Genomic DNA, 22,632 nt, shown 5'->3' on the forward strand with positions numbered 1-22,632 from the left:
ACTGAAAAACGGGGAGAATTTGAGGATGAATATACTTGTTTGTGATGACCAGAAAGAAATCGTTGACGCGATTGAGATCTATCTGAAAAATGAGGGATATCAAATTTTCAAAGCTTATGATGGCGTTCAGGCGCTGGAGGTTTTGGAAAAAGAGGAGATCCACCTGATTTTGATGGATATCATGATGCCGAAGATGGATGGTATCCGCGCCACTTTGAAGATTCGGGAAAGCGAAAATATCCCGATCATCATGCTTTCGGCGAAAAGCGAAGATACCGATAAGATCTTGGGCCTCAACATCGGCGCGGATGATTATGTGACAAAACCTTTTAATCCTTTGGAACTGATCGCGCGGGTGAAATCGCAATTGCGCCGTTACACGAAACTGGGCAGCGCCCAAACCAGCGAGCTGCTGTTTCAAACCGGCCAACTCATCGTGGATGACGACCGGAAAGAGGTTTTGGTGGATGGAGAACTTGTTAAAATGACGCCGGTAGAATATAAGATTCTGCTGCTTCTCATCCGCAACGCCGGAAGAGTATATTCCATCGAACAAATTTATGAAAAAGTTTGGAACGAACCGGCTTATTGCCCCGAAAATACGGTTGCAGTACACATCAGGCGAATTCGAGAAAAGATCGAGATCAATCCGAAAGAGCCAAAATATTTAAAGGTGGTATGGGGAATTGGATACAAAATCGAAAAATTGGATGTATAGCAAAGTATTGAAAACCATTGCCGCGCTGCTTTTGATCGCGATCGTGGCTTGGGGAACCGGAAAAGTGGCGGAAGTATTTGATCTGGGTATTAATGAAGGATATCGGCCTACACTTACCGATGACTGGCAAAAAGATTCTGCCGCGGCATCAGACATCGCCCAAAAAATGAATGAAATACTGGCGCTTGCCGAGCCGCAGGCAGATGTGGCGAAGATCACCGCCGGTGAGACGCTCGAAAAAGATCAGCTGCTGGGAAGATGGCAGGAATTATACGGCGATAAGTGGGCATCTTTTTTTGGACAGTATCAGGAACAGGAACTTAAAAACAGCGGTAAAAATGTTGAATATGAAGATTATCGCCTTGACAGCGCGGATATCCTGATTGAAAAAACGCCCAAGGGAAAAATCATCGCCTCTTTAAAAACAGAAGACCTCAGCCAGGCGCAGAAAGAATTTGAAGAAAAATATCGCGAAGAAACGCAGGCTTTCGCGCAGGCAGAGATCGACCGGCAGCTGAAAGACGCCGAAAGACAGACCTACAAGCGTGAGCAGCTGATGAAAGAAGAAAACATTAAATTTTTCATCCAGAATGGCGGAACGGTTTTAAAAAATGCTTCTGAAGACGCGAAAGAATATGAATCACAACCCGTTGCGCTGATTATCAACGGCCGTCAATGCGCGATCAAAACAGGCGACAAAACCCAGACGATGGATCTTTCGGAATATTACGGTTTCCCGGTGGAGCACGGCTATTATTACTCGGGTAGCGGTGAGAATGATATTGCACAGGATGCCGTGATCAGAATCGCCCTGACAGAGCAATATCTTTCGCCGATCACAGAAGAGCTGAGCAAAAACTATGAGATCACGATGAAATATGCAAAAAGCCTGTCGGCGGCGCTGCTGGCGGCCATGGTGCTTTTTATCTATCTGACAGTGGTTTGCGGAAGAAAGGAACGCCGCGGCGAAGTGCAGATGCAATGGATCGACGCGATTTTCACCGAGATCAATTTAGCGGTTCTGGCGACAGCCTGTGTGGGGTATGCCTATGCCATATATGGCTTGATAAGGTATCAAAACCGGCAGTTTGTTGTGCCTTGTGCCGCAGTTTTCGCCACCGTTATTTTTGCCCTTTATTATTCATGCGTCAGATTGCTCAAGAACAGAACTTTTTTGAAAAACAGCCTCATTTATCGGGTATGCGCCTGGGTCTGCCGCATGATCCGCAATGGAACCGTGAAGGTCTATCATGCGTTGACGGCCGATGCCGTGCCGAAAAACATTGTATGGGCGGTGGTGATCTATGGCGCGCTGTGTATGCTTTTGGCCATTGTTTTCCCCTTATCCATCGCGCTGATCATCGTAACGGCTGTTTATGCTTATCGCCGCGCGGTTTCCTATCAAAAAATCTGCAAGGGCATTGATGAAATTCGAAACGGGAATATGGATTATAAAATCGATGTGCAGGGCGATAAGGTTTTTATTGCGCTGGCAGATAAGATCAATGGTCTGGGTGAAGGGCTGAACGCCGCCGTTGAGCAGGAACTCAAAAGCGAGCGCATGAAATCGGAACTGATCACCAATGTTTCTCATGATATCCGCACCCCGCTGACTTCGATCATCACCTATGTGGATCTGATCGAAAAAGAAGGGCTTGGCAGCGAGAACGCACCGGGCTATTTCGAGATTATCGCATCGAAAGCCCAGCGCTTGAAAACCCTCACGGATGATCTGTTCGAGGTTTCAAAAGCCGCCAGCGGAACGATCCCCATCGAGATCGAAAATGTTGATCTGACATCCTTGCTGAGACAGGGCATGGGGGAACTGGATGACAAGATACAGGAATCACAGCTGGATTTCCGGTTCAAAGTTCCCGCGGAACGCGTGTGGGTTCGCGCGGATGGCAGGCAGCTGTGGCGTGTGCTGGAAAATCTTTTTTCCAATGTATTTAAATATGCCATGCGGTCTTCGCGTGTATATGTGGAAATCAGAAAAGAAGAAGCGGAAGTTTGCTTTGAAATGAAGAATATTTCCGCTTATGAACTCAGCGGTGTGGAAGCTTCGGAACTGACAGATCGTTTTAAACGCGGCGATCTTTCGCGCCAAAGCGAAGGAAGCGGACTGGGGCTTGCCATTGCAAAGAATCTGGTGGAGCTGCAGCACGGCACCTTTAATATCACCGTTGACGGCGATCTTTTCAAAGTGACGATCACGCTGCCGCGTGGGGAAGCTTGCCAGGCGCCCGCGGAGCCGCCGCAGGAACCACAGGAAAACTAAAAACATAAAAAAGGTCATGAGCCGGATCGTTCGGGGCTCATGGCCTTTTTATTTTGTTTGAACTGTATCTGCGGCTGTGGTAAGATAAAAACAATTGAAAAGATGAGAAAAGAAGGAGAACGATCGGGTGAAACGCGAAAATTTCTATGCGCTGGCACAAAATGCCGATGAAAAGCTGTTGATCGGCAAACTGCTGGATAAAGCAGAGCAGGCGGAAAAATATGACAGGTTGATCACAACAGCTTTTTTAGATCTGCGCCAGCAAGAGCTTTTTTGCCGACTGATGAGCACAAACCGGCAAAAATTCATTTTAAGCGGCGGTTTTGAAGGCGCGGAACGCCGCGCAGCCATCTTTTTGCCTTCTTATTGGGAAGAAAGCGATTTGACAGAAGAAGATCTTCCGTTTTCTGCGCTGAGGATTCAGAATAAAGCAAAAAAAGAACTGAGCCACCGCGATTATCTGGGCTCTCTGATGAGCCTTGGCATACGCCGCGAGATGATAGGCGATATTCTGGTATCGGAGGAACAGGCCGATCTGTTCGTGATGAAAGAAATGACGGAATTTCTCTTGCAGAATTTAGAGAAAGCTTCGAATGTAACATTGGCGGTGAAACCCGTTGCGCTGAATGAAGTAACGGTTCCGCAAATAAAAATGAAAGTGATGAAAGACACCGTGGCATCGCTGCGGCTGGATGCGATTTTGACCATTGCGTTTTCCATGTCGCGCGGCAACGCGGCGGAATGGATCCGCAAGGGTGCGGTGGAAGTGAACGGCCTTGCGGCCACAAAGGCCGATATGGCGGTGAAAGAAGGCGATCGGCTTACTTTGCGAGGGAAGGGAAAAGCGATTTTATCTTTCGTAGGGGGAACATCCAAAAAAGGAAGAACGATCGTGGAGATCCAGCGATTGATTTAGGCGTGATGGTGAGAAGATGCTGAAATGTAGGGGGGAGAAGAACTCCCCCGGACGGCCTATCAGCAGCAGCGGCCGCGGCAGCAGGAAGAAACCGCTGTGCCGGGGATCATTGCTTTGATAGAGGCGGAAATTTCCTTTAACACACTGAGGGTGTCTTGGCAGCAGTCTAATTCTGTATATCCCGGGCCATAATAGATCTGCATCGGGACATCTACATAGCGCGTGCAGTAGCAAACGGTTTCATAGGAAGAAACGGCCTGCGCGCATTGTCTGCGGCAGCAGCAAGAGTTACAGCATCTCATAATCTCACCATCACAAAATAGAATAAGCGCAAGGGAATGCGCTTACCACACTATATGTCTGTAAAAATTTTTTGCCACTGTTTGACAGAAAATGATATAACAGGTATACTATATAATGCGTCTGTATTCATATGGAAAAAATTTGATTTTGGTTGGTATGTATGGAAAAAAATAAAAAACTTTTTTATGACCTTGTTTTAGTGACAACGGCGCTGATTTGGGGCGTTTCGTTCGTCTGGGTCAAAAGCGTGCTCAACGCGGGGATGGACAGCAGCTTCTTCCTGTTTGTGCGCTATCTGCTGGCTTCTTTGATCTGGCTTCCGTTTTGTGTGAAAGATCTGAGCCATATTACGCGCCGCCAACTGTTGATGGGGGTCATTGTCGGCCTGTTCTTATATGGCGGCATGCTGGTTCAAACCATCGGGCTGGGCAGCACCACCCCTTCCAACAGCGCTTTCATCACCACCTCTTATGTGGTATGCACACCGTTTGTCACCTGGCTGATTTTGCGGCGCAGGCCGCACAAGAAGGTTTATTTCTGCGCGGCGCTCTGCTTTTTGGGCGTTTATATCCTGACCCGCGTTCCCGGCGAAGCGTTTTCGCTTTCTTTGGGTGATGGGCTTACGCTGATCTCTGCGCTGCTTTTCGCCATGCAGATGACTTTTTTATTCCGTTTCAGCCCGCATATCCCCACAAAGCTTTTGGCCTTTTTGCCTCAGGCAACGGCGGCGTTCCTCTGCTTTATCACGGCGATGCTTAACAACACCATCTCTTTCAAAGGGGTCGAGATCGAAAAGGCGCTGGGGCCCATTATGCTGGTGGTGTTTGTGGCCACCATCGGCGCGGGATATCTGCAGACACTGGGGCAGAAACATGTGGAACCTTCACGCGCGGCCATCATTTTTTCGCTGGAATCGGTGTTTGCCTGTATGGCTTCTGTTCTGATGGGCTATGAACATTTAACGGTGAATCTTGTGATCGGCGGTCTGATCATTGTGGCTTCCATTGTGTATGTTGAGCTCCCCGAGCGGAAAAAAGAAAAACAAACGGAAACGGTTCCCGCCGAACCCTCTGTAAAATAGAAAATTCCGCAAAGACGAGGCAGCAAAAAGCCTCGTCTTGTTTTTTTAAAGCGGCTGAGAAGCGCTCTTCGGTTGACGAAAATGCAAAATTCCAGTATAATATTCAAATAGTTTGAAAGAGCAGGGGAATATTATAGAAAAGAGCATTTTTCAAACCGAGAAAATGCCGAGATTATATTGCTTGAAACAGAAATGGTTCTATGGAAACTTTTATCATTGAGATCCCTGTGAGCGAGTAGGAGGCTCTATGCAAAAGCAATTTTTTAAATCTGCCGTTTTTCTGGCGGCGATGTTATGTTTGGGGCTGCTGGGCGGATGCAGCACGGTTCAGTTTAAATCGCCCGAAGAACAGCCGGCGCTGGCCGCCAAAAACAGCGACACCGATGCACAGGAAGAAAGCCTGGATCTGAAAGTGAAAAGTCTGGAATATGAAGACCAGCTGGTGCTTCCTTCCGGGGCTGTGGCCGCTGTTTATCATGCCGAACTTCCGCAGTTTGAAGAAACCGGAAGCAAAAAGGTGATTTTGAAAAAAATCAATGAATATTATGAAGAAGAGCTGAAGGCTTTACAGCAGGATTGCGAAAGCTATTTTAATCAGATCCGCAGCGCATATGGCGCAACATGGGAAACCTCGGCGGTGGCGGTGGCCGATTACCGCGTGGATTTCACCTATCGGATGGTGGAATCGACTTCTGATAAGATCAGCTTTGTGCGCAGCTATGTTTATAACGATGTGAACATGAAACAGAAGCAGGTTTTTTCGGCGGAAACCTTTGATTGCTCCACCGGATGGCCGCTGAAGCTGAGTGAAATGTTCGGCAATGAGGTGGCGAAGGTCAACAAAACCATGGAAGAGCAGATTGGAAAATGGTGTGAGGCAAACACCGTTGACCGCAAAACACTGGAAGCGTTTGACCTGACTTCAAAGGAATACAGCTTTGCCCTGAGCAGAGATACTTTATATTTGTGCCTTGATGAAAAAGGCGTTTCCGGTTCTACCCCCGGCGCCCGTCTGGTCGAAATTCCAACTACCGCCATCGAGAGTTTGCTTCGCGTAAAAACTTCAAAATAAGAAAATGCTGAAAAGGCCGCATGAATCATCTGTTCGTGCGCCTTTTTTTTACAGGCGGCCTGCTTTACGCAAATGCCCATATTTGATAGAATGATAGCAGAAGTGCCGGAGAAAAAGCCCGTTTTATTTGCGAAAGGTATTGAAAACCCCCTTTTTATTTCCAATGGGGTTATTATAAAATAGGTTTATTATTATTTTGCGTTGAGCGAACATAAGGAGAAAGACTATGCTGAAAATTGACCATTTAACCAAAACCTATGGCAGCAAAAAAGCAGTCAATGATTTGAATTTATGGATTCATCCCGGCGAGATTTTCGGGTTCATCGGCCACAATGGGGCGGGCAAAACCACCACTTTAAAAGCCTGCTGCGGCATTTTGGCTTTCGATCAGGGCGAAATTCTGATCGATGGTCACTCGATTCAAAAAGAACCTTTGCTCTGCAAGCAGCAGATGGCATATATCCCCGATAATCCAGATCTTTATGATTTCATGACAGGGATACAATATCTGAATTTTATTGCGGATATTTACCAGATCTCGCAGCAGGATCGTTTGCAGAGGATTCATCAATATGCGGAAGAATTTGAGCTGAAGGATGATCTGGCTCAGCCGATTTCGGCGTTTTCCCATGGCATGAAACAAAAGCTGGCCATCATTTCCGCTTTGATCCATGAACCCAAACTGCTTTTGATGGATGAGCCTTTTGTGGGCCTCGATCCCATCGCCACCCACAAGCTCAAGACGATCATGCGCGATATCTGCCAGCGCGGCGGCGCCATTTTCTTTTCGACCCATGTGCTGGAAGTGGCGGAAAAACTTTGCGACCAGGTGGCGATCATCAAAAACGGCGAACTTATCAAAACGGGAAAAATGGAAGAGGTGCGTGGCGACAGCTCGCTGGAAAAGGTCTTTTTAGAACTGGAAGAGGAACGGTAAGCTATGTTAAAAACATTATTGATCTCCCGGATACGCGCGCTGTTTTCGATGGGGTTTCGCTCCACCCGAAAAGGCAAGCGCCGTTCGCCCGTTTTCAAAATTCTTATTGGGCTGTTTGCGGTTTACATTTTTGCGTGTTTTCTTTTCATGTTTGGCTCCATGTTTTCTTCGATCAGCGTATTCGGAGAGATGGGCTTAGGCTGGTTCTATTTCGCAATGGCGGGAATCGTGGCTTTTGCGCTGTGTTTTATCGGCAGCGCCTTTGCCGTTCAGCAGCAGATCTATGATTCGCATGATAACGAACTGCTGCTGGCGATGCCGATTCCGCCTGCTTATATTTTGGCTTCCCGCCTGATTGCGCTGTATCTATTGAACTTCGCAATGGAACTTCTTGTGTTGACCCCTGCCGCGGTGGTTTGGGGGATGCGCTATTCTTTCGGCGCGGTGGAAATCCTGCTTCTTTGCGTGGTTTCTTTGCTGCTGCCGCTGCTGTCATTGACTTTTTCTTGCATTTTCGGCTGGCTGTTAACGCTTCTGTTAAGCCGCGTGCGCAATAAAAGCATGGTCAGCATGGTGTTTTCATTGATCTTTTTAGGCGCCTATTTTTATGTGTTTTCTGGCATCAATCGCTATCTTGCGTTGTTTTTGCAGCATGGAGAACAGATCGCGGGCACTGTGCGGGCGGCGATCTACCCCGCGTGGTCGTTCGGAACCGTGTTGGCGGATGGCAGCTTATCCGCTTTGCTGGGCTTTGCCTTATGCTGTGTTCTGCCGTTTTTGCTGGTTTACTTTTTGCTTTCCAAAAGCTTCATCGTCATGGTCACCAGCAAAAGAGGGGTCGCCAAAGTGAAATATCGCGCCAAGGCTTTGAAATCTTCTTCGCCTTCCAAGGCTTTGCTTCAAAAAGAGCTGCGTCACTTTTTCACCAACGGCATTTACATTATGAACGCGGCTATGGGCAGCATTTTTCTGCTGGTGGGCGCCGGTTATCTGCTGATCAAACAGGATGCCGCCGTGCATCTGCTGGGGAATCTTTCGATCCCTTCCGGCTACATAAGCGCTGCCGTTGCCGCGATGCTTTGCGCGATGGCTTCCACAAACATTGTTTCGGCCCCCAGCATTTCATTGGAAGGTAAAAACCTGTGGCTTGCCCAATCGCTGCCCGTTTCGCCGAAGACGGTTTTATTTGCAAAAGTGAATTGCCATATGGCGGTCACTTTGCCGCCGGTCCTTCTGGCCGCTGTGGTTTCTTCAATGGTTTTGAAACTTGATTTGTCGGGCATTCTGGCCGTGATCCTGGTGCCTTCTGTCATGACATATTTTTGCGCTTTGCTGGGCGTGGTTATGAATCTGCATTTCCCTAGGATGGATTATCTTTCGGATGTGGCAGCGGTGAAACAAAGCGCCAGCAGCGTTCTGACCATGTTCTCGGGCCTGGGCGTGCTTGTGGTTCCGGCAGGGGCATATGTTTTGTGGCTTTCGGATATTTTCCGGCCCGATGTGTATCTGTTCCTTTATGGGGTGGTTTTGGCAGCCGGCTGTGTGTGGATGTATCTTTATCTGAAAACCGCGGGTTCCGAAAGATTTAAAAATCTATAATCTGTTCTGTGATGAATAGGAAGCGTGGAATGATAAAAATTGGCCGCCGCTGCAGGCGGGCCGTGAAGTTGACAGAATGACCGCCAAGCGGTCATTCTGTCATATCGGAAAACAAGAGGAGGGCTTTTGATGGATCGTTATGTGGAATTTGCAAAAACACTGGTTCAACCTTCGGTAAGCGGTTTTTCTTATGCTGTGATGCAGCATCAGAAAACCGTTTGCAAAGGCGCTTTTGGCAGAAATTATGCGAAAACAGAAGATCTTTACGGCGTGGGTTCTGTTTCAAAGGTCTATGTCACCGCGGCGGTGATGATGCTTGCCCAGCAGGGAAAACTGTCATTGCAAGAAACAGTATGCAGTTATCTGCCCCGATTCCGCATGGCCGATCCGCGTTATCGCCGGATAAAAGTCATCGATCTTCTTTGCCATACCAGCGGTTTGCCCGGCACGGCCATGAAAAAATCGTTCAATAACAGGAAGATCTCTGATTATTATGAAGAGCAATACCGCTATTTTGAAAAAGCAAAGCTAAAAGCCGAACCGGGTGAATTCGCGGTATATTGCAATGACGGTTTTACACTGGCGGAAATGATCGTGGCAGAAGTGGCAGGCATGCCCTATGCTGAATTTCTGAAACAAAATATCACCGGGCCCATCGGCGCCCATTCTACGGTTTGCGCAAATGAAGATCAGTCAACCTCGCGCGTGATGACGCTGAAAAACCGGTCTCGCGAGATCCTTGCGCTTTCGGGTGCGGGCGGCATTCAAAGCAATATGGAAGATGTCTGCAAATTCGGCGGCGTGTTTTTGGGCTGGTATCCCGATGTGCTTTCAAAAGAAAGCATTGCGATCATGCAGGCCAGCCATGGGCCGACTTTTCTGACCGAGGACACCCATACGCCGCAATATGGCCTGGGCTGGGATTATATCGATTTAAAAATGCGCCATTTTGATTTGAACGGCGTTTGGGAAAAGGGCGGGACGACCCTTCAGTTCAACACGGCGTTTGTGGTGATGCCGCAATATGATCTTGCCGCCGCCGCATCGGCCACCATGGATCATGGAGCCAATGTGCTGGAAGCGTTGATGAGAATCGTTTCAGAGTTCCTTTTTGACCGGCACGGCATCAATCTCGCTTCAGACCGTGAGGAAATCCCCCCCTCGCTGCGTGCGGCATCGGGCATTTATCATGGCGGCTCCCAAGTGATAGAGGTCGAAATGGGGAAACGCGAAATGAAGCTTTCTACATGGGAGGGCAGTGAAAAACGCCTGATGCAGGGCGATATTGCTTATCAAAACGGCATTTTCTATGGAAAGCAGGAAGAACGCTTCAGTTTTCAAGCCTGCGGCGAAGAGGTTTATCTTTTGCGCAATAAGGCGCCCACCGATTTTCAAAGCCCCATGGCGCAAAAATTCGGCAGCCTGCCCCAGATCCCCGAAGGGTGGAAAAGCCGGATCGGGAAACGCTATCTGGTGGCGAACGCCGATGCCTGCGACCTGTTTATCGGGAACATTATCAACGGGGCTGAGATCACTTTGACCCCCGATCATATGCTTTCTGTTTTGATTTTGGGAACAGGAGAAGGGGGCGTTCGCCAGAATATCACTTTTATGCCCGATGGCGATGAAGAAAGCCGCGATATCCTGAAGATCCCCGCCCATGGCGGCCGCGATCTGGCAACGCCTTTTGCTCGGCGGAAGGATGGAATCGATTATTTGTTTGTGAACACCTATTGGATGAGGGAGGTCAGCTCGCTGCCCCTTTATCAAGGTGAGCTTTGCCCCAACAGCGGTTCCAATGCGCTTTATTATGCAGAAAACTTAGAAACCCTGCCCGACCGTTATGGGTATGAACGCCTGATCGTGACCGATGAAGAACTGCACTGTGTTTATGACAGCGAAACAGCCGGCGAATTTTGCGGCGTTAAAAAAGGATATATCATGGCGATTGACAAGGAGAATTGCTTTTCAACCCTTGAATAATAAGCGTTTTTCGGCATAATCACTTGCTTCGGCGGCAGAAAGGTGTATAATAGAATCTAGAGATTCTATCAGTTGAACTGGTAAAAAAGAATAGGAATCGTGGGATCGTTCCACCGGAGGAGGGCAGCAAAGATGTATTTCGTTGGCCAAAAGGTGACGCACCCGATGCATGGTGCGGGCATCATCGAAGAAATCGTGGCACGCCGAGAAGACGGGAAAGAGCGCAATTTTTATACGCTCAAGCTCTGTCTTGGCTCATTGGTCTTGATGTTGCCCTGCGAAAATTGCGAGCATATCGGTTTGCGGCCGGTGATTTCTTCAGAAGAAGCCCACGATTTTATTGAGCATTTAGATCAGATCGAGCCGCAGGCGGTGGTCAATTGGAACCAGCGCTACCGCGAAAATATGGATCGGATTAAAAGCGGCGACCTGCTTCAAGTGGCAACGGTCATTCGAACATTGCGCACAAGGGAACACCACAGAGGGCTTTCCACCGGAGAACGAAAAATGCTTTCCGCCGCCCGAAAAATATTAATTTCAGAATTGATGCTTGCGATGGATGAATCTTATGATACAATAGAGCATATGATTGATCAAAAGCTGGCATAAAGAAAGCCTCTTTTCAGAGGCTTTCTTTATCTATAACCTTCGTGAAAAGGGAAAAACAGATGTTTGAATTTTTAAAAAAGAAAAAAGAGAGCCTGCCTTTTGTTTCGGCTGTTTTGGCGGCCGGCGGCAATTCTTCCCGCATGGGCGGGGTCAACAAGCTGCTGGAACCGCTGGGCGATCTGCCTGTGATCGCTCATTCTTTGCTTGCGCTGGAAGAAAGCGATTATGTGGAAGAAATCGTGATCGCGGCCGGTCAGCAAAGCCTGATTGAGATTTCAGAGATCTGCAGAGAGCTGGGGCTTTCAAAACCTATCCGCCTCATCAATGGCGGAAGAAACCGGGCGGAAAGCGTTTATAAAGCGTTATGCGAATGCAGCGCCGAAAGCAAATATGCTTTGGTTCAAGACGGTGCGCGCCCGTTTATAACACAGGAATTTATTCGTGACACTTGCGAACAGGCGTTTCTGCATCATTGCGCCACCGTGGCGGTGCCCGTGAAAGATACCATTAAAATCGCGGAAGACGGTTTGATCAGGCAAACGCCGGATCGAAGCACCCTTTATGCCGTGCAGACGCCCCAGGTCACAGATATCGATTTGCTGAAGGGCGCGCTGGTCAAAGCCGCGCAGGAAGGGCTGAACATCACGGATGATTGTTCGGCGGTGGAATATCTGGGCATTCATCCCGTGATCGTGCCGGGCGGTTATTTCAATATCAAGATCACAACGCCGGAAGATTTGGTGATTGCCGAAGCTTTGCTGGAATATCGCATGAACCAAATGGAATAGAGGAAGAAGAGGAAACTATGAGAGTTGGAAACGGCTATGATGTGCACCGGCTGGTCGAAGGGCGGAAACTGATTCTTTGCGGGGTGGAGATCCCGTTTGAAAAAGGGCTGCTGGGGCACAGCGATGCGGATGTGGCGGCCCATGCCATTATCGATGCGCTGTTTGGCGCCGCTGGCCTGAACGATATCGGCAGCCACTTTCCCGATACAGACGCCCGCTATAAAAATGCGGATAGCATGAAGCTGATGGAGGAAGCCGCCGCTTTGATTCAAAAAGCCGGGTTCCGCGTGGGGAATGTCGATGCGGTCATCGTGGCGCAGCGGCCGAAGCTTTTGCCCTATTTTTCCAAAATGAAAGAAAATGTGGCAAAGACACTGAATGTTTCTGAAAGCCAAATCAATATAAAAGGCAAAACCGAAGAAACACTGGGCTTTACAGGCAGGCAGGAGGGCATGAAGGCTTATGCCGTCGCCTTGCTGGAAGAAATCGAAAACCGAGGAGAACAAAGATAATGGCATCTTGCTATGGAATGGTGGCCGTTCAAACAGCGCCGGAAATGACGAAAAAAGAAATTGAAGAATGCCTGCAAACGGCGGCCTTGATGTTGGATGATGAATTCGGCGGATTTTTATCACAAGAAGGCGACAACGCTTTCGACCAACCGAGAATGCTTTGGGAAGAGCTGGGCGACCTGGTCGCCGTGAGACCATCGGGTTCCAGATGGCTGACGGTATGCGAGCCGATTTCTGAAAACGGCTTCGATGGAGAAACCGGCATCGATATTGCTCAGATCTATTCTGTGGCGTTTGATGCGCCGTGCATCAGTTTTTCCATCTGTGACAGTGAATATCTCTTCGTTTCTTTCAGCGACCCACAGCGGGATATTTGCAGCTGGTATATCACCGCCAATGAAGAGACCCTGGCGCAGACAGATGCATCAGAACTGCTCAACAATGAATTTCCGGCCGAGCTTTTGCAGCTGCTGCCGGAATCTATGATTTTTCTGGGGCACCGCATCTGGAAGCAGCGTTATGAATTTGAAGAAGAGCGCCTGGAAGCTTTGGCCGAACTGCTTCATATTGCAGTGATCGGCCTGCGTGAGGATTTTTCCGAAAAGGATTGGCCCCATCACGATATCTGGCAATTTGACTTTCAAAATTTTTAATAAGAGAAAAAGCAGCTCCCGATTTTTTTCGGGAGCTGCTTTTTTATAAAAACGGAAGAACTTTGCTTTAAACAACATCGGGATCCGCAGGGGCGGTGAGCATTGCCGCGATAACGGCGCAAATGCCGCCGCAAAGCTTGGAGATCATATAAATTCGAACGACCTGAGAGGTTTCAAGGCTTGAAACAAAGGCCAGCTGGCCGCCCAGAACAAACGCTCCGCTTACTGAAAAAGCGGCGTTCATCACTTTTCCGCGGTGATCCATGCGGTCAAACAGCGGCAGCATGGAAACACTGGTGGCGAGGCTGAGCAAAAGCCCCACAGCGGAAGAATCGTTGATTTTCAAATGTCTTGCCACCCACCTGATCGGCCGGAGAAAGCGCGTCAGCGCGATATGAGAAAGCACCATCGCGCCGCAAACCACCACGGTGATTTTAGCCACCACCACCAGTGATTCGCAAACCAGATTATAAGAAGCGATCTGCCAGCTGGGGATGAATAAGCCGGCCATCACCACACCAAAAAAAGAAAAACATAAAAACTGGATCACATTGGCGAAGCCCATTAAAATTTTAGTGGTCATTTTTGGCGCCTTTGTCAGCAGAAGATAGAGCAGCACACAAATCAACAGAATAGGCAGCCCGTTGCTGAGAAAATCTTTCAGGGGAAGCCCCAGAAGCAAACCGCCGACGATCAGCGAGGCAGGAATGGTGACAATGCCCAAAATCAAACCGTTCATCATGGCGGAAGCATCCTCTTTTTTGATAGCGGCCATTGAAACCGGCAATACAAAACTGATGGTGCAGCCCAAAGTGGCGGCCACCAGCAAACCGGAAAACAGCCCGACCAGGCGGTTGGATGCCATATTCATCGCAATGGTGTAACCGCCCAGATCCGGCGCCAAAAGGCTGCCGATGATCAAAGAGGGATCAAACGGCAAAACAGCGGAAAGTTTGGCCACGGAATCCGCCTGCTTTTGCACAAGCGTGATGCCCAAACAATAGATGCCCACCAAAGAAAGGGCCATGCCGCCCATGGTGTGAATGCCGTGATCGAATTCCGCGCCCAACCCTCGTTTGCCGCCTAAAATTTTATCGCATAAGCCGACGGCCGAAAGGATGAGCATGAAAGCAATAAAAATATTCATCGTGAAAAGTTATTTGCCGATGGGTGCCGTTTTGCTTTTCAGCCACTGGCATTCCTCCTGATTCAGCATAGGAGAAAGTTCGCGATATACTTTTTCATGATATGCGTTCAGACTGTCGATTTGCTCCTGACCTAATAATTCAGGTAAAACAGGCGTTACATCGATGGGGCAGAAGGTGACGGCATCAAAACCGTAAAAACGGCCGTAAGCGGTTTCCATGCGTTCAACGCAAAGCAGTTCGTTTTCGATGCGGATGCCGACGCGGCCTTCTTCATAAATACCGGGTTCATCGGTCACCAGCATACCGGGAACGAAAGGCACGGTGTTTGTTACGCGCATGCTGTGGGGGCCTTCGTGGATAGCGCCGAAAAAGCCGACCCCATGGCCTGTGCCGCAGCGGTAATCGATGCCATGGGCCCAAACCGCGCTGCGCGCCAGAATATCAAGGTTGGCGCCGGAACAGCCTTCCATGAAAACAGCCTGGTTCAAAGAAAGGTTGCTGCGCAGAACATAAGTATAGAATTCTTTTTCTTCCTGTGTCAGATCACCCAGCGCATAAGTTCTGGTGATATCGGTGGTGCCGTCTAAATAATGCGCGCCGCTGTCCACCAAAAGGAAACCGTGAGGTTCCAGCACTGCGTGGTTTTCTTTTGTGGGGCTGTAGTGCATCATGGCAGCATTGCCGCCATAAGCCGCAATGGTAGAGAAGCTTTCGCCCATGCACTTGGGCTGTTCAAAGCGATATTTTTTCAGCATTTCGCCGATATCCAGCTCAGAGATCGTTTCGCCCTTTGCCATTCTGCGCTCGAGTTCCATTTGAAAACGCACCATGGCGCATCCGTCTTTTTTATGGGCATAGATCAGGTTTTCAATCTCCACGGGGTTCTTAACGGCTTTCAGCGCGTTGACAAGATCCGCGCCGGGAATCATCTCAAAATGGGGGTTGCGGTCAAGCGCGGAATAAAGCGCATAAGTCAGCTGAGCATCATCCGCATAGATTTTTTCGTCTTCGGAATATTGTTTTAAATAAGAAAGGAAAGAATCATAAGGTTCAACGGAAACGCCTTCTGATGCCAGCGCATCTTTCAGCGGGGCTTCCAAGCGGGCAGGGTCCACAAAGAAAACCGCTTTTGAAGCCGAAATGAAGCAATAGCCCAAAACGAAGGGGTTATATTTCACATCGGCCGCGCGCAGATTCAAAAGCCAGGCAACCGCGGGCAGGCCTGTGACAAGTGTGGCAGTGGCTTTATTTTCACGAAGCTTTTCACGCAGCACTTCAATTTTTTGTTTTGCAGATTGGCCGGCATAAGCAAGATCATGCTGAAAGACCGGTGTGCAGGGGATTGCGGGGCGATCGGGCCACAGAGCGGAAGTCAGATCTACATCGCGGATCTGAATCTGCTTTTCGGCAAATTGCTTGTTCAGTTCATGAATCAGAGAAGCGGGGGCGACCATTCCATCAAGCCCTAAAGTTTGGTTGGCGGAAAGGTGGTCTTTCAAAAACTGCTTGACGGTAGGCACATTTTTTTCGCCCATGCGGTAAAGAACGATCTCGCTGCCGCTCAACTGGCGTTCAGCCTGAATAAAATAGCGGCCGTCTGTCCATAAACCGCTTTCTTCCTGTGTGATGATCAAAGTTCCCGCAGAGCCGGTAAAGCCCGAAAAATAGGCACGCGTTCTCCAGTGGTCGGGCAGATATTCGCTCATATGCGGGTCGGAAGACGGGATCAAATACGCTTGTATGTCTGCCAGCTTCATTGCCTGGCGCAAAGCATCCAGTTTTTCATTTGTTGTTTGCACACAAATTCCTTCTTTCATCATTAAATCATTGGCTGATACTTTTAATATGATAGCATTCTTTTAGCCGGTTGAAAAGGGATATCAGTATAATTTTGTAAAAACTGCGAGAATGAGTAAAAAACGAAAAAATACGGATTTTATCCATAATTTTCATAAAATGGTTATATAAGGAAACCACAGACAGAAATAAAAGAAGAAGAGATATGAGTGAAATGTAAAAAAAGGTTGTGATTTATACAATTATTTGGTACACTATTCCTATAGTGGAAAAGTGCATTTTAATTCTAAATTTGATTACTAAAAAGCACTAAAATGAAGCGGTTGTCATAAGCGGGGTGGTAAAAATGTTAAAAGAACGGGCAAATACACTTTGTGTATTGCAGATTTTAAAAGAATATTCCGATGAAAACCATATTGTGCCCATGCGCCAACTGATCGGGAAGATCGAAGAACGCTATCAAAGCAAAATCGATCGCCGAACGATCTATGCTTCCATTGCGCTGCTTAACGAGATGGGTTATGATATTTCGAATTATGAAGAGAATGGGAAAGGCTATTATTTGCGCAGCCGTGAGCTGGAGCATGCGGAAATCTGCCTTTTGATCGATTCGCTCTTTTCTTTTGCCGCGGCATCCCCCAAGCAAATCAAAGATCTGGTGCGGAAGCTGCAAAATCAACTGAGCAGCTATCAGCGGCGCTCTTACCGCAACATTGCGCTTTTATCTAAAGGGAAAATGTCAAACAGCGAAGAGGTTTTCGACCGAATCGATTTTTTAGATGACGCGATCACAAAAAGCAAAAAAATCAGCTTTTTCTATTTATCCTATACTTTTGATAAAAGCTTGAAACCCGGCCGTGAAGAGCGCTATGTGGTGAGCCCTTATGGTATGATTTGTGCTCATGAGCATTATTATTTAATTTGCATGCAGGAAGAAAACCAAGAATTATCCCATTTTAGAATCGATAGAATCAGCGATTTGAAATGTTTGAGACAGAGCGTATCGGCCCCACCGAGCACGATGGAGCTTTTTAAATATAGCAAAGAAACAGTTTGTATGTATGGCGGCAGCGCGGAAAGCGTTGTGATCCGATGCGATGATTGCGCTTTAGAGGCTGTTCTGGATCAATTCGGGCTGGATACTCTGATCATGAGGGACAAAGAAAAAAAGACCTTCGATGCGGTGTTGAAGGCGGCGCCGGAATGGGTGAGAGGTTGGGCCCTTGGGCATCTCCAACATATCGAAGTGGTTTCTCCGCTGTGGCTGCGCAACGAGATCATTTCAATGCTCGATAAAAACCCTTACAGAAGAAAATAAGATCGATAAACAAAAAATACTGCTGATTTTTGGCTTGCGTATCAGAAGAGAATCTTCGTGATACGCAAGCCTTTTTTATTTTTCAAAAGCAGAAAAAGCACCACATTCTTTAGAAACCTTTAGAAAATATAAAGTTGATATTAAGAAAGCCGCGATAAGCTATAACAAGTGAGGTGAATAGAATGAAACGCATTCCTGCTTTGGCGTGGTTTTTAATTTTTGTGGCTTGTTTTTCGGCATTTGTTCTCTGCCAGGAAATCGTGCTGGCCGATAAGGCTCAGATTCATCAGCAGGATTATTCTACAGATTATGAAGAAATGCGGGCGCTGGATCGCAGCCTTCCCCTCGCAGCCCGGGAAATCGGCATGGCCGTCGCGGATTTTGAAAAGAAAGAGCTGGTCGGGGGAAAATATTACTATGAAGCCAAAAAAGGGGGGCAGGAGCGTATTCGCCTTGTTTGCGAAAATGTTTATGAAACACAGGAGCATTCCACTTCGCAGATCACTTTATATCAAATAAAAGGAACTGACGAATCGGTTTATTCCGGACAGCGTGTGATTTTGAAAAAATACTCTGTCGATCAGGCGCTTCAGATCCAGCCGACAGAAGAAGGGAAAACTCAAAACAAATGAAACAAGATCTTCAGCTGCCCCAGCCTATGATCGAAGTGCGCGGGGTTCGAAAAGAATATCCTATCGGCGATGAAACCGTGGTTGCCCTAAAAAAGATCAATTTAAAAATCAATAAAGGTGAGATCTGCTGCATTTTCGGCACATCGGGTTCCGGAAAAAGCACATTGCTCAATCAGCTTGCGGGGATGGAAAAGCCCACGCGAGGCGAAGTGAGGATCGGCGGCGTTTCCATCACCCGTTTAAATGAAAATCAGCTGGCGGCTTTCCGCCAAAGACATATCGGGTTCGTTTTTCAATCGTATAATCTGTTGCCGGGGCTGACGGCCACCGAGAATGTGGCGCTGCCGCTGATGTTTCGCGGAATGCCGAAAGCTCAGCGGGAAAAAGCCGCAAGGCAGATGCTCAAGCGGGTGGGTCTGGAACACAGAATGGATCATTTCCCCAAACAAATGTCAGGCGGTCAGCAGCAGCGCGCGGGCATCGCGCGAGCGTTTATCACCCATCCCGAGGTGGTTTTTGCCGATGAACCTACCGGCAATCTGGATTCAAAGACGACCATCGAAGTGATGAATATGATTCGCGGCTTTGCCGAAAAATTCAACCAGACCATCATTCTGGTCTCGCATGACCCGGAAATGGCAGATTACGCCGACCGTATTGTCACCCTGATCGACGGCGAAGTAGTGAGCGACAAACAAAATTTAACCCATAGAGGGCCCAGTGAAGGAGAATAACAACATGAAAGCTTTTGGAAAAAGGATCATTCCGTTCTGTTTAGCCTTGCTGATGATATTTCCGTTGATGGCGGCGCCGTTTGCAAAAGCCGCGGCGGGCGATCTTGTCATCACGGGATATAAAGTATCGAAAAACTACATCACAAAAAATACCACGGCAGATATCACTTTATATTTAAAAAATACCAGTGTTACCACAGACCAGGTGGCTTCTGAAAAAGCGCTGGATGTTTCGCGGCTGGTGGATAGCTTTACAGGCGGAACGATACATACTTCCATTTCTTCACAGGATAAACAGCCGCTGGAATTTATCGTTACCCTATATGGCGCCACCTATAACGGAAGCGGGCATTCCATCAAAATGATGGTGGGCGTCAACGGCGGTTCTTATGAAACGGTAGAGGCCACCATTGTGGAAACCGAAGAATATAACCCGCCCAAGCCCGAGCCCGAAGCACCGCCGGTCATCCCCGCCCCCATGGTTCTGATCAGCCGCAACGATCTGAACAAACCGATTCAGGCGGGCGAACAGATGACTGTTACCATGCAGTTTAAGAATTTGGGAACAACGGTGATGAAATCACCCGTGGCAAGTTTTTCACCCTCTGACAGCCTGCTGCTGATGGGCGGCAGTTCTTCGGTGTTATTGAAAGATATCCAGCCGGGAAAAACCGAAAGCACCCAGATCAAAATTCAAGCGACGGATGTGATCGCCAATGCGTCGCAATCCATCGGCGTAGATCTGAAATTCAATTATTCAAACGGCAGTTCTCTGACGCAGGGGAGCGTATCGGATAAAATCACCGTGCCTGCTGCTGTGAAGGCAAAAGAAAGTATTCCCCAGCCCATCGCGATCATCACCCGGGGCGCCGTTGCAGGGCCGCTGAAGGCGGAAGAAGAAGCGGCCGTGACCCTGAGCTTTCAAAATGTGGGTAAAACGGCGATGCTTTCGCCCGTCGTGAATATTTCCACTTCCGATTCGCTTTTGCTGCAAAACGACGCTTCGACCGTGGTGATGCAGGATATCGCGCCGGGCAGCAGCCGCAGCATCACCGTTCGCGTTAAAGCCCTCAAAGAGATCAACACCACAACGCAGAACATTTCGGTAGAGATGAAATATGGCTATCACAACGGGGAAGCGGTGGTTCAGGCATCAGCCAGCGAAAGGGTGAACCTTGCCACCAAACCAAACGAAAAAAGCAATCAGGATAGCCCCATCCCGAATCTGATTATCAACAGTTTCACCTATGGGTCGGAAGCCGTGGCGGCGGGCTCAAAATTTCCGCTGGAGTTCAGCTTTCAGAATACGGGCAGAATCTCCATTGAAAATATTGTGGCGACTGTAGAAACAGGTGAAAGCTTTGCCATTGATGGTTCCACCAACACTTTTCATTATAACGCTCTGAAAGCGGGCGGAACCAAAACCCAAAAGATTCCCATGATGGCCCTGCCCACCGCCAAAACAGGCGCGCAGAGCATTGATGTTTCTTTTAAATATGAATATGTAGATCAAAACAAGCGGGCGGCAGGCACAGCGGCGGTGAAATTATCGGTTCCGCTTTATCAGCTCGATCGCTTTCAGATCTCTGCGCCGGCGGTTCCCGAAAGCGTTACCGTTGGCGAAGAAGCCACTCTCACAATGCCTTATGTCAACAAGAGCAAAAGCGAAATTTCAAATGTGGAAGCGGAGATCGTGGGCAATGTGACCACCCCGGCCAAAACCCAGAATCTGGGCAATTTTGAAGCGGGAAAGAGCGGAAACATCGGCTTCGTTTTTACCCCCACAGAAGTGGGGAAATTGGAACTGGTATTGAAGGTATCTTATGAAGACGCCAACCAGAAAGTGAAAACCCAGGAATTCCCGATGACTTTAGAGGTGAAAGAAGCAGAAATACCTGTTGATCCGGGTGAAGAAACCACACCTGAAGACGGCGGCCATTCTTCGCGCAAATTCATATGGATCGGCGGCGGGGTCGCCGCGGCGGCGATGATCGTTTTTGCGGTGCTTCTTCATAAAAAACGCAAAAAGAAAGCAATGGAACTCAGCGAAGGCAGCTGGGATGAATGGGACGAGGAAGCAAAAGCCGAAACGCAGGCGCAAACGGAAGAAAGCGGCGAACAAAACCCGGCAGAAAACCAGATGGCCGAAAAAATCGGCGCTGAAAAGAAAGAGCAGTAAACATTATGAACAGCAAGGATATTTTTCAAATGTGTCTGCAAAATCTGATGCGCAGAAAGGCCCGAACTTTTCTGACTGTTCTGGGCGTTTTTATCGGGTGCTGCTCCATCGTGATTATGGTATCACTGGGCATCGGCATGAAAGTATCGCAGGAAAAAATGCTGGCCCAAATGGGCGATCTGACCATCATCACGGTTTCACCGCCGCAGGGCGGCCGAGGCAAGCAAAAACTGAATGACGCGGCGGTAAAGAGTTTTTCGGCGCTGCCGGGCGTAACAGCGGTTTCGCCCAAATTATCTCTGGAACAATTTTCGATCAAACTTTACGCGGGCAACAACGGAAGATATGTGGCCGATTGGAGCACCATTGCCGGCATGGATATGAAGACCGTGCCCCAGCTGGGATATCAGGCTCTGAAGGGGAAAGAACAGACCGCCGCGGCCAATGAAGTGCTGGTGGGTCAATATTTCGCGTATAATTTTGCCGACACGATGCGGCCGCAGGGGCGAAACACCATCGACCGATGGGCGGGAACGGATGATTCCGGCAAAGAACTGCCGCCGCCCGACCCATATTTTGACCCGCTGAAAGAACCTCTGGTGCTTGAGATCATCAACGGCAGCAGCAAATATAAAACAACTTTATCGGTTGCCGGCACCATTAAAGAAGATTACGCCAAAGGTTCTGAAACTTCCGACGGAATCCTGATGAATTTAGCCGATATCAAAAAGCTGATCGAACAGGCGCGCGACGATCATAAAAAGCCGGAGGCTTATTCTTCGGTGGTGGTCAAGGTGAAGGATATCACACAGGTTGCCGCCGCCGAACAATCCATCAAAGGGATGGGATATGTGACAAGCTCGATGGAAAGCATCCGCAAACCCATGGAAAAAGAGGCGAAGCAGAAGCAGATGATGCTTGGTGGTTTGGGTGCGATATCGCTTTTTGTGGCGGCGCTGGGCATCACCAACACGATGATCATGTCTATATCGGAACGCACGAAAGAAATCGGCGTTATGAAAGCGCTCGGATGTTATGTAAAAGATATTCGCGTCATGTTTCTTTCCGAAGCGGCTGCCATCGGCTTTATCGGTGGGGTTGTGGGTTCTGTTGTCAGCGTTCTCATTTCATGGACGATCAACTTCATTGCCTCGGGCGGCGCTTCAAACCCATCTGTATTGTGGCAGGTGATTTTGGGTGGGGCAGAGATCAGCCGCATCTCGATCGTACCATTGTGGCTGATCGCGTTTGCAATTTTGTTTTCCATTGCCATCGGCCTTGTTTCGGGTTATTATCCGGCCAACAAAGCCGTCAAAATCTCGGCACTGGAAGCGATCAAAAACGAATAACAAAACCCCCGCCGCTTTTTTGCAGG

The 22,632-nt window shown here is 48.5% G+C and carries 20 protein-coding genes; 17 read left to right on the forward strand and 3 right to left on the reverse strand.

Features of this window, described 5'->3' with window-relative positions:
• Positions 1-25: 25 nt before the first annotated feature.
• From ACJA3I_RS07165 to ACJA3I_RS07175, 3 genes are all read left to right on the forward strand, one after another.
• The gene (locus ACJA3I_RS07165; protein WP_458861927.1) at positions 26-718 is read left to right on the forward strand and encodes a response regulator transcription factor; all 693 of its coding nucleotides are present in this window, start codon (positions 26-28) and stop codon (positions 716-718) included.
• Positions 687-2,996 (forward strand): sensor histidine kinase, encoded by a 2,310-nt coding sequence (locus tag ACJA3I_RS07170; protein WP_458861928.1) that lies wholly within the window; start codon positions 687-689, stop codon positions 2,994-2,996. The genes ACJA3I_RS07165 and ACJA3I_RS07170 overlap by 32 nt, the downstream gene beginning before the upstream one ends.
• A 127-nt stretch (positions 2,997-3,123) precedes the next feature.
• Entirely contained in the window at positions 3,124-3,912 is a 789-nt protein-coding gene (locus ACJA3I_RS07175; RefSeq protein ID WP_458861929.1) for a YlmH family RNA-binding protein, read from the forward strand.
• A gap of 59 nt (positions 3,913-3,971) precedes the next feature.
• Here the strand turns inward: ACJA3I_RS07175 and ACJA3I_RS07180 are convergent, their stop codons facing one another.
• Positions 3,972-4,214 (reverse strand): hypothetical protein, encoded by a 243-nt coding sequence (locus ACJA3I_RS07180; protein ID WP_458861930.1) that lies wholly within the window; start codon positions 4,212-4,214, stop codon positions 3,972-3,974.
• 161 nt (positions 4,215-4,375) lie between these two features.
• On the opposite strand from ACJA3I_RS07180, the gene ACJA3I_RS07185 reads away from it, so the two are divergent.
• The 9 genes from ACJA3I_RS07185 (at position 4,376) to ACJA3I_RS07225 (ending at position 13,449) form a co-directional block, all read left to right on the forward strand.
• On the forward strand, positions 4,376-5,296 hold the full coding sequence (locus ACJA3I_RS07185) for a DMT family transporter (RefSeq protein WP_458861931.1): 921 nt from the start codon (positions 4,376-4,378) through the stop codon (positions 5,294-5,296).
• Between the two features lie 247 nt (positions 5,297-5,543).
• Complete coding sequence (locus ACJA3I_RS07190; protein WP_458861932.1) at positions 5,544-6,368, forward strand: hypothetical protein; 825 nt, start codon at positions 5,544-5,546, stop codon at positions 6,366-6,368.
• A 226-nt stretch (positions 6,369-6,594) separates the two neighbouring features.
• Positions 6,595-7,305: an ABC transporter ATP-binding protein gene (locus tag ACJA3I_RS07195; protein ID WP_458861933.1), complete on the forward strand. Its 711-nt coding sequence runs from the start codon at positions 6,595-6,597 to the stop codon at positions 7,303-7,305.
• Positions 7,306-7,494: 189 nt separating this feature from the next.
• Positions 7,495-8,904 carry an ABC transporter permease gene (locus tag ACJA3I_RS07200; RefSeq protein ID WP_458861934.1) on the forward strand — a complete coding sequence of 470 codons (1,410 nt, stop codon included), beginning with the start codon at positions 7,495-7,497 and terminating at the stop codon, positions 8,902-8,904.
• Between the two features lie 129 nt (positions 8,905-9,033).
• Positions 9,034-10,887, forward strand: a complete 1,854-nt coding sequence (locus ACJA3I_RS07205; RefSeq protein WP_458861935.1) for a serine hydrolase domain-containing protein — start codon at positions 9,034-9,036, stop codon at positions 10,885-10,887.
• 132 nt (positions 10,888-11,019) lie between these two features.
• Entirely contained in the window at positions 11,020-11,496 is a 477-nt protein-coding gene (locus ACJA3I_RS07210) for a CarD family transcriptional regulator (RefSeq protein WP_458861936.1), read from the forward strand.
• 59 nt (positions 11,497-11,555) lie between these two features.
• On the forward strand, positions 11,556-12,284 hold the full coding sequence (gene ispD, locus ACJA3I_RS07215; protein WP_458861937.1) for a 2-C-methyl-D-erythritol 4-phosphate cytidylyltransferase: 729 nt from the start codon (positions 11,556-11,558) through the stop codon (positions 12,282-12,284).
• Between the two features lie 17 nt (positions 12,285-12,301).
• Positions 12,302-12,796 carry a 2-C-methyl-D-erythritol 2,4-cyclodiphosphate synthase gene (gene ispF / locus ACJA3I_RS07220; RefSeq protein ID WP_458861938.1) on the forward strand — a complete coding sequence of 165 codons (495 nt, stop codon included), beginning with the start codon at positions 12,302-12,304 and terminating at the stop codon, positions 12,794-12,796.
• Complete coding sequence (locus ACJA3I_RS07225; protein ID WP_458861939.1) at positions 12,796-13,449, forward strand: hypothetical protein; 654 nt, start codon at positions 12,796-12,798, stop codon at positions 13,447-13,449. The genes ispF and ACJA3I_RS07225 overlap by 1 nt, the downstream gene beginning before the upstream one ends.
• Before the next feature lie 67 nt (positions 13,450-13,516).
• Here ACJA3I_RS07225 and eutH read toward each other — a convergent pair whose 3' ends face one another.
• Positions 13,517-14,596, reverse strand: coding sequence for an ethanolamine utilization protein EutH (gene eutH, locus ACJA3I_RS07230; RefSeq protein WP_458861940.1), 1,080 nt, complete (start codon positions 14,594-14,596; stop codon positions 13,517-13,519).
• A 9-nt stretch (positions 14,597-14,605) separates the two neighbouring features.
• Positions 14,606-16,396, reverse strand: coding sequence for an aminopeptidase P family protein (locus ACJA3I_RS07235; RefSeq protein ID WP_458861941.1), 1,791 nt, complete (start codon positions 16,394-16,396; stop codon positions 14,606-14,608).
• A 344-nt stretch (positions 16,397-16,740) separates the two neighbouring features.
• Here ACJA3I_RS07235 and ACJA3I_RS07240 point away from each other — a divergent pair, with 344 nt between their 5' ends.
• From ACJA3I_RS07240 to ACJA3I_RS07260, 5 genes are all read left to right on the forward strand, one after another.
• A complete protein-coding gene (locus ACJA3I_RS07240; RefSeq protein ID WP_458861942.1) occupies positions 16,741-17,712 on the forward strand; it encodes a helix-turn-helix transcriptional regulator in 972 nt (323 codons plus the stop codon).
• A gap of 182 nt (positions 17,713-17,894) precedes the next feature.
• Positions 17,895-18,344, forward strand: a complete 450-nt coding sequence (locus tag ACJA3I_RS07245; RefSeq protein ID WP_458861943.1) for a hypothetical protein — start codon at positions 17,895-17,897, stop codon at positions 18,342-18,344.
• On the forward strand, positions 18,341-19,078 hold the full coding sequence (locus ACJA3I_RS07250; protein ID WP_458861944.1) for an ABC transporter ATP-binding protein: 738 nt from the start codon (positions 18,341-18,343) through the stop codon (positions 19,076-19,078). The genes ACJA3I_RS07245 and ACJA3I_RS07250 overlap by 4 nt, the downstream gene beginning before the upstream one ends.
• Before the next feature lie 4 nt (positions 19,079-19,082).
• Entirely contained in the window at positions 19,083-21,257 is a 2,175-nt protein-coding gene (locus ACJA3I_RS07255; RefSeq protein WP_458861945.1) for a COG1361 S-layer family protein, read from the forward strand.
• A gap of 5 nt (positions 21,258-21,262) precedes the next feature.
• Positions 21,263-22,606 carry an ABC transporter permease gene (locus tag ACJA3I_RS07260; RefSeq protein WP_458861946.1) on the forward strand — a complete coding sequence of 448 codons (1,344 nt, stop codon included), beginning with the start codon at positions 21,263-21,265 and terminating at the stop codon, positions 22,604-22,606.
• Positions 22,607-22,632: the final 26 nt, after the last annotated feature.

It is taken from the genome of Acidaminobacterium chupaoyuni (assembly GCF_047936785.1).
Taxonomy (GTDB): Bacteria; Bacillota; Clostridia; order Oscillospirales; family Butyricicoccaceae; genus Acidaminobacterium; species Acidaminobacterium chupaoyuni.

Bases quoted from the DNA above. Each gene is read 5' to 3' on its own strand.
- ACJA3I_RS07165 (WP_458861927.1), top strand. From the start codon at position 26: ATGAATATACTTGTTTGTGATGACCAGAAAGAAATCGTTGACGCGATT.
- ACJA3I_RS07255 (WP_458861945.1), top strand. From the start codon at position 19,083: ATGAAAGCTTTTGGAAAAAGGATCATTCCGTTCTGTTTAGCCTTGCTG.
- ispF (WP_458861938.1), top strand. From the start codon at position 12,302: ATGAGAGTTGGAAACGGCTATGATGTGCACCGGCTGGTCGAAGGGCGG.
- eutH (WP_458861940.1), bottom strand. From the start codon at position 14,596: ATGAATATTTTTATTGCTTTCATGCTCATCCTTTCGGCCGTCGGCTTA.
- ACJA3I_RS07250 (WP_458861944.1), top strand. From the start codon at position 18,341: ATGAAACAAGATCTTCAGCTGCCCCAGCCTATGATCGAAGTGCGCGGG.
- ACJA3I_RS07180 (WP_458861930.1), bottom strand. From the start codon at position 4,214: ATGAGATGCTGTAACTCTTGCTGCTGCCGCAGACAATGCGCGCAGGCC.
- ACJA3I_RS07225 (WP_458861939.1), top strand. From the start codon at position 12,796: ATGGCATCTTGCTATGGAATGGTGGCCGTTCAAACAGCGCCGGAAATG.
- ACJA3I_RS07210 (WP_458861936.1), top strand. From the start codon at position 11,020: ATGTATTTCGTTGGCCAAAAGGTGACGCACCCGATGCATGGTGCGGGC.
- ACJA3I_RS07185 (WP_458861931.1), top strand. From the start codon at position 4,376: ATGGAAAAAAATAAAAAACTTTTTTATGACCTTGTTTTAGTGACAACG.
- ACJA3I_RS07240 (WP_458861942.1), top strand. From the start codon at position 16,741: ATGTTAAAAGAACGGGCAAATACACTTTGTGTATTGCAGATTTTAAAA.
- ispD (WP_458861937.1), top strand. From the start codon at position 11,556: ATGTTTGAATTTTTAAAAAAGAAAAAAGAGAGCCTGCCTTTTGTTTCG.
- ACJA3I_RS07260 (WP_458861946.1), top strand. From the start codon at position 21,263: ATGAACAGCAAGGATATTTTTCAAATGTGTCTGCAAAATCTGATGCGC.
- ACJA3I_RS07200 (WP_458861934.1), top strand. From the start codon at position 7,495: ATGGGCTTAGGCTGGTTCTATTTCGCAATGGCGGGAATCGTGGCTTTT.
- ACJA3I_RS07195 (WP_458861933.1), top strand. From the start codon at position 6,595: ATGCTGAAAATTGACCATTTAACCAAAACCTATGGCAGCAAAAAAGCA.
- ACJA3I_RS07190 (WP_458861932.1), top strand. From the start codon at position 5,544: ATGCAAAAGCAATTTTTTAAATCTGCCGTTTTTCTGGCGGCGATGTTA.
- ACJA3I_RS07245 (WP_458861943.1), top strand. From the start codon at position 17,895: ATGAAACGCATTCCTGCTTTGGCGTGGTTTTTAATTTTTGTGGCTTGT.
- ACJA3I_RS07205 (WP_458861935.1), top strand. From the start codon at position 9,034: ATGGATCGTTATGTGGAATTTGCAAAAACACTGGTTCAACCTTCGGTA.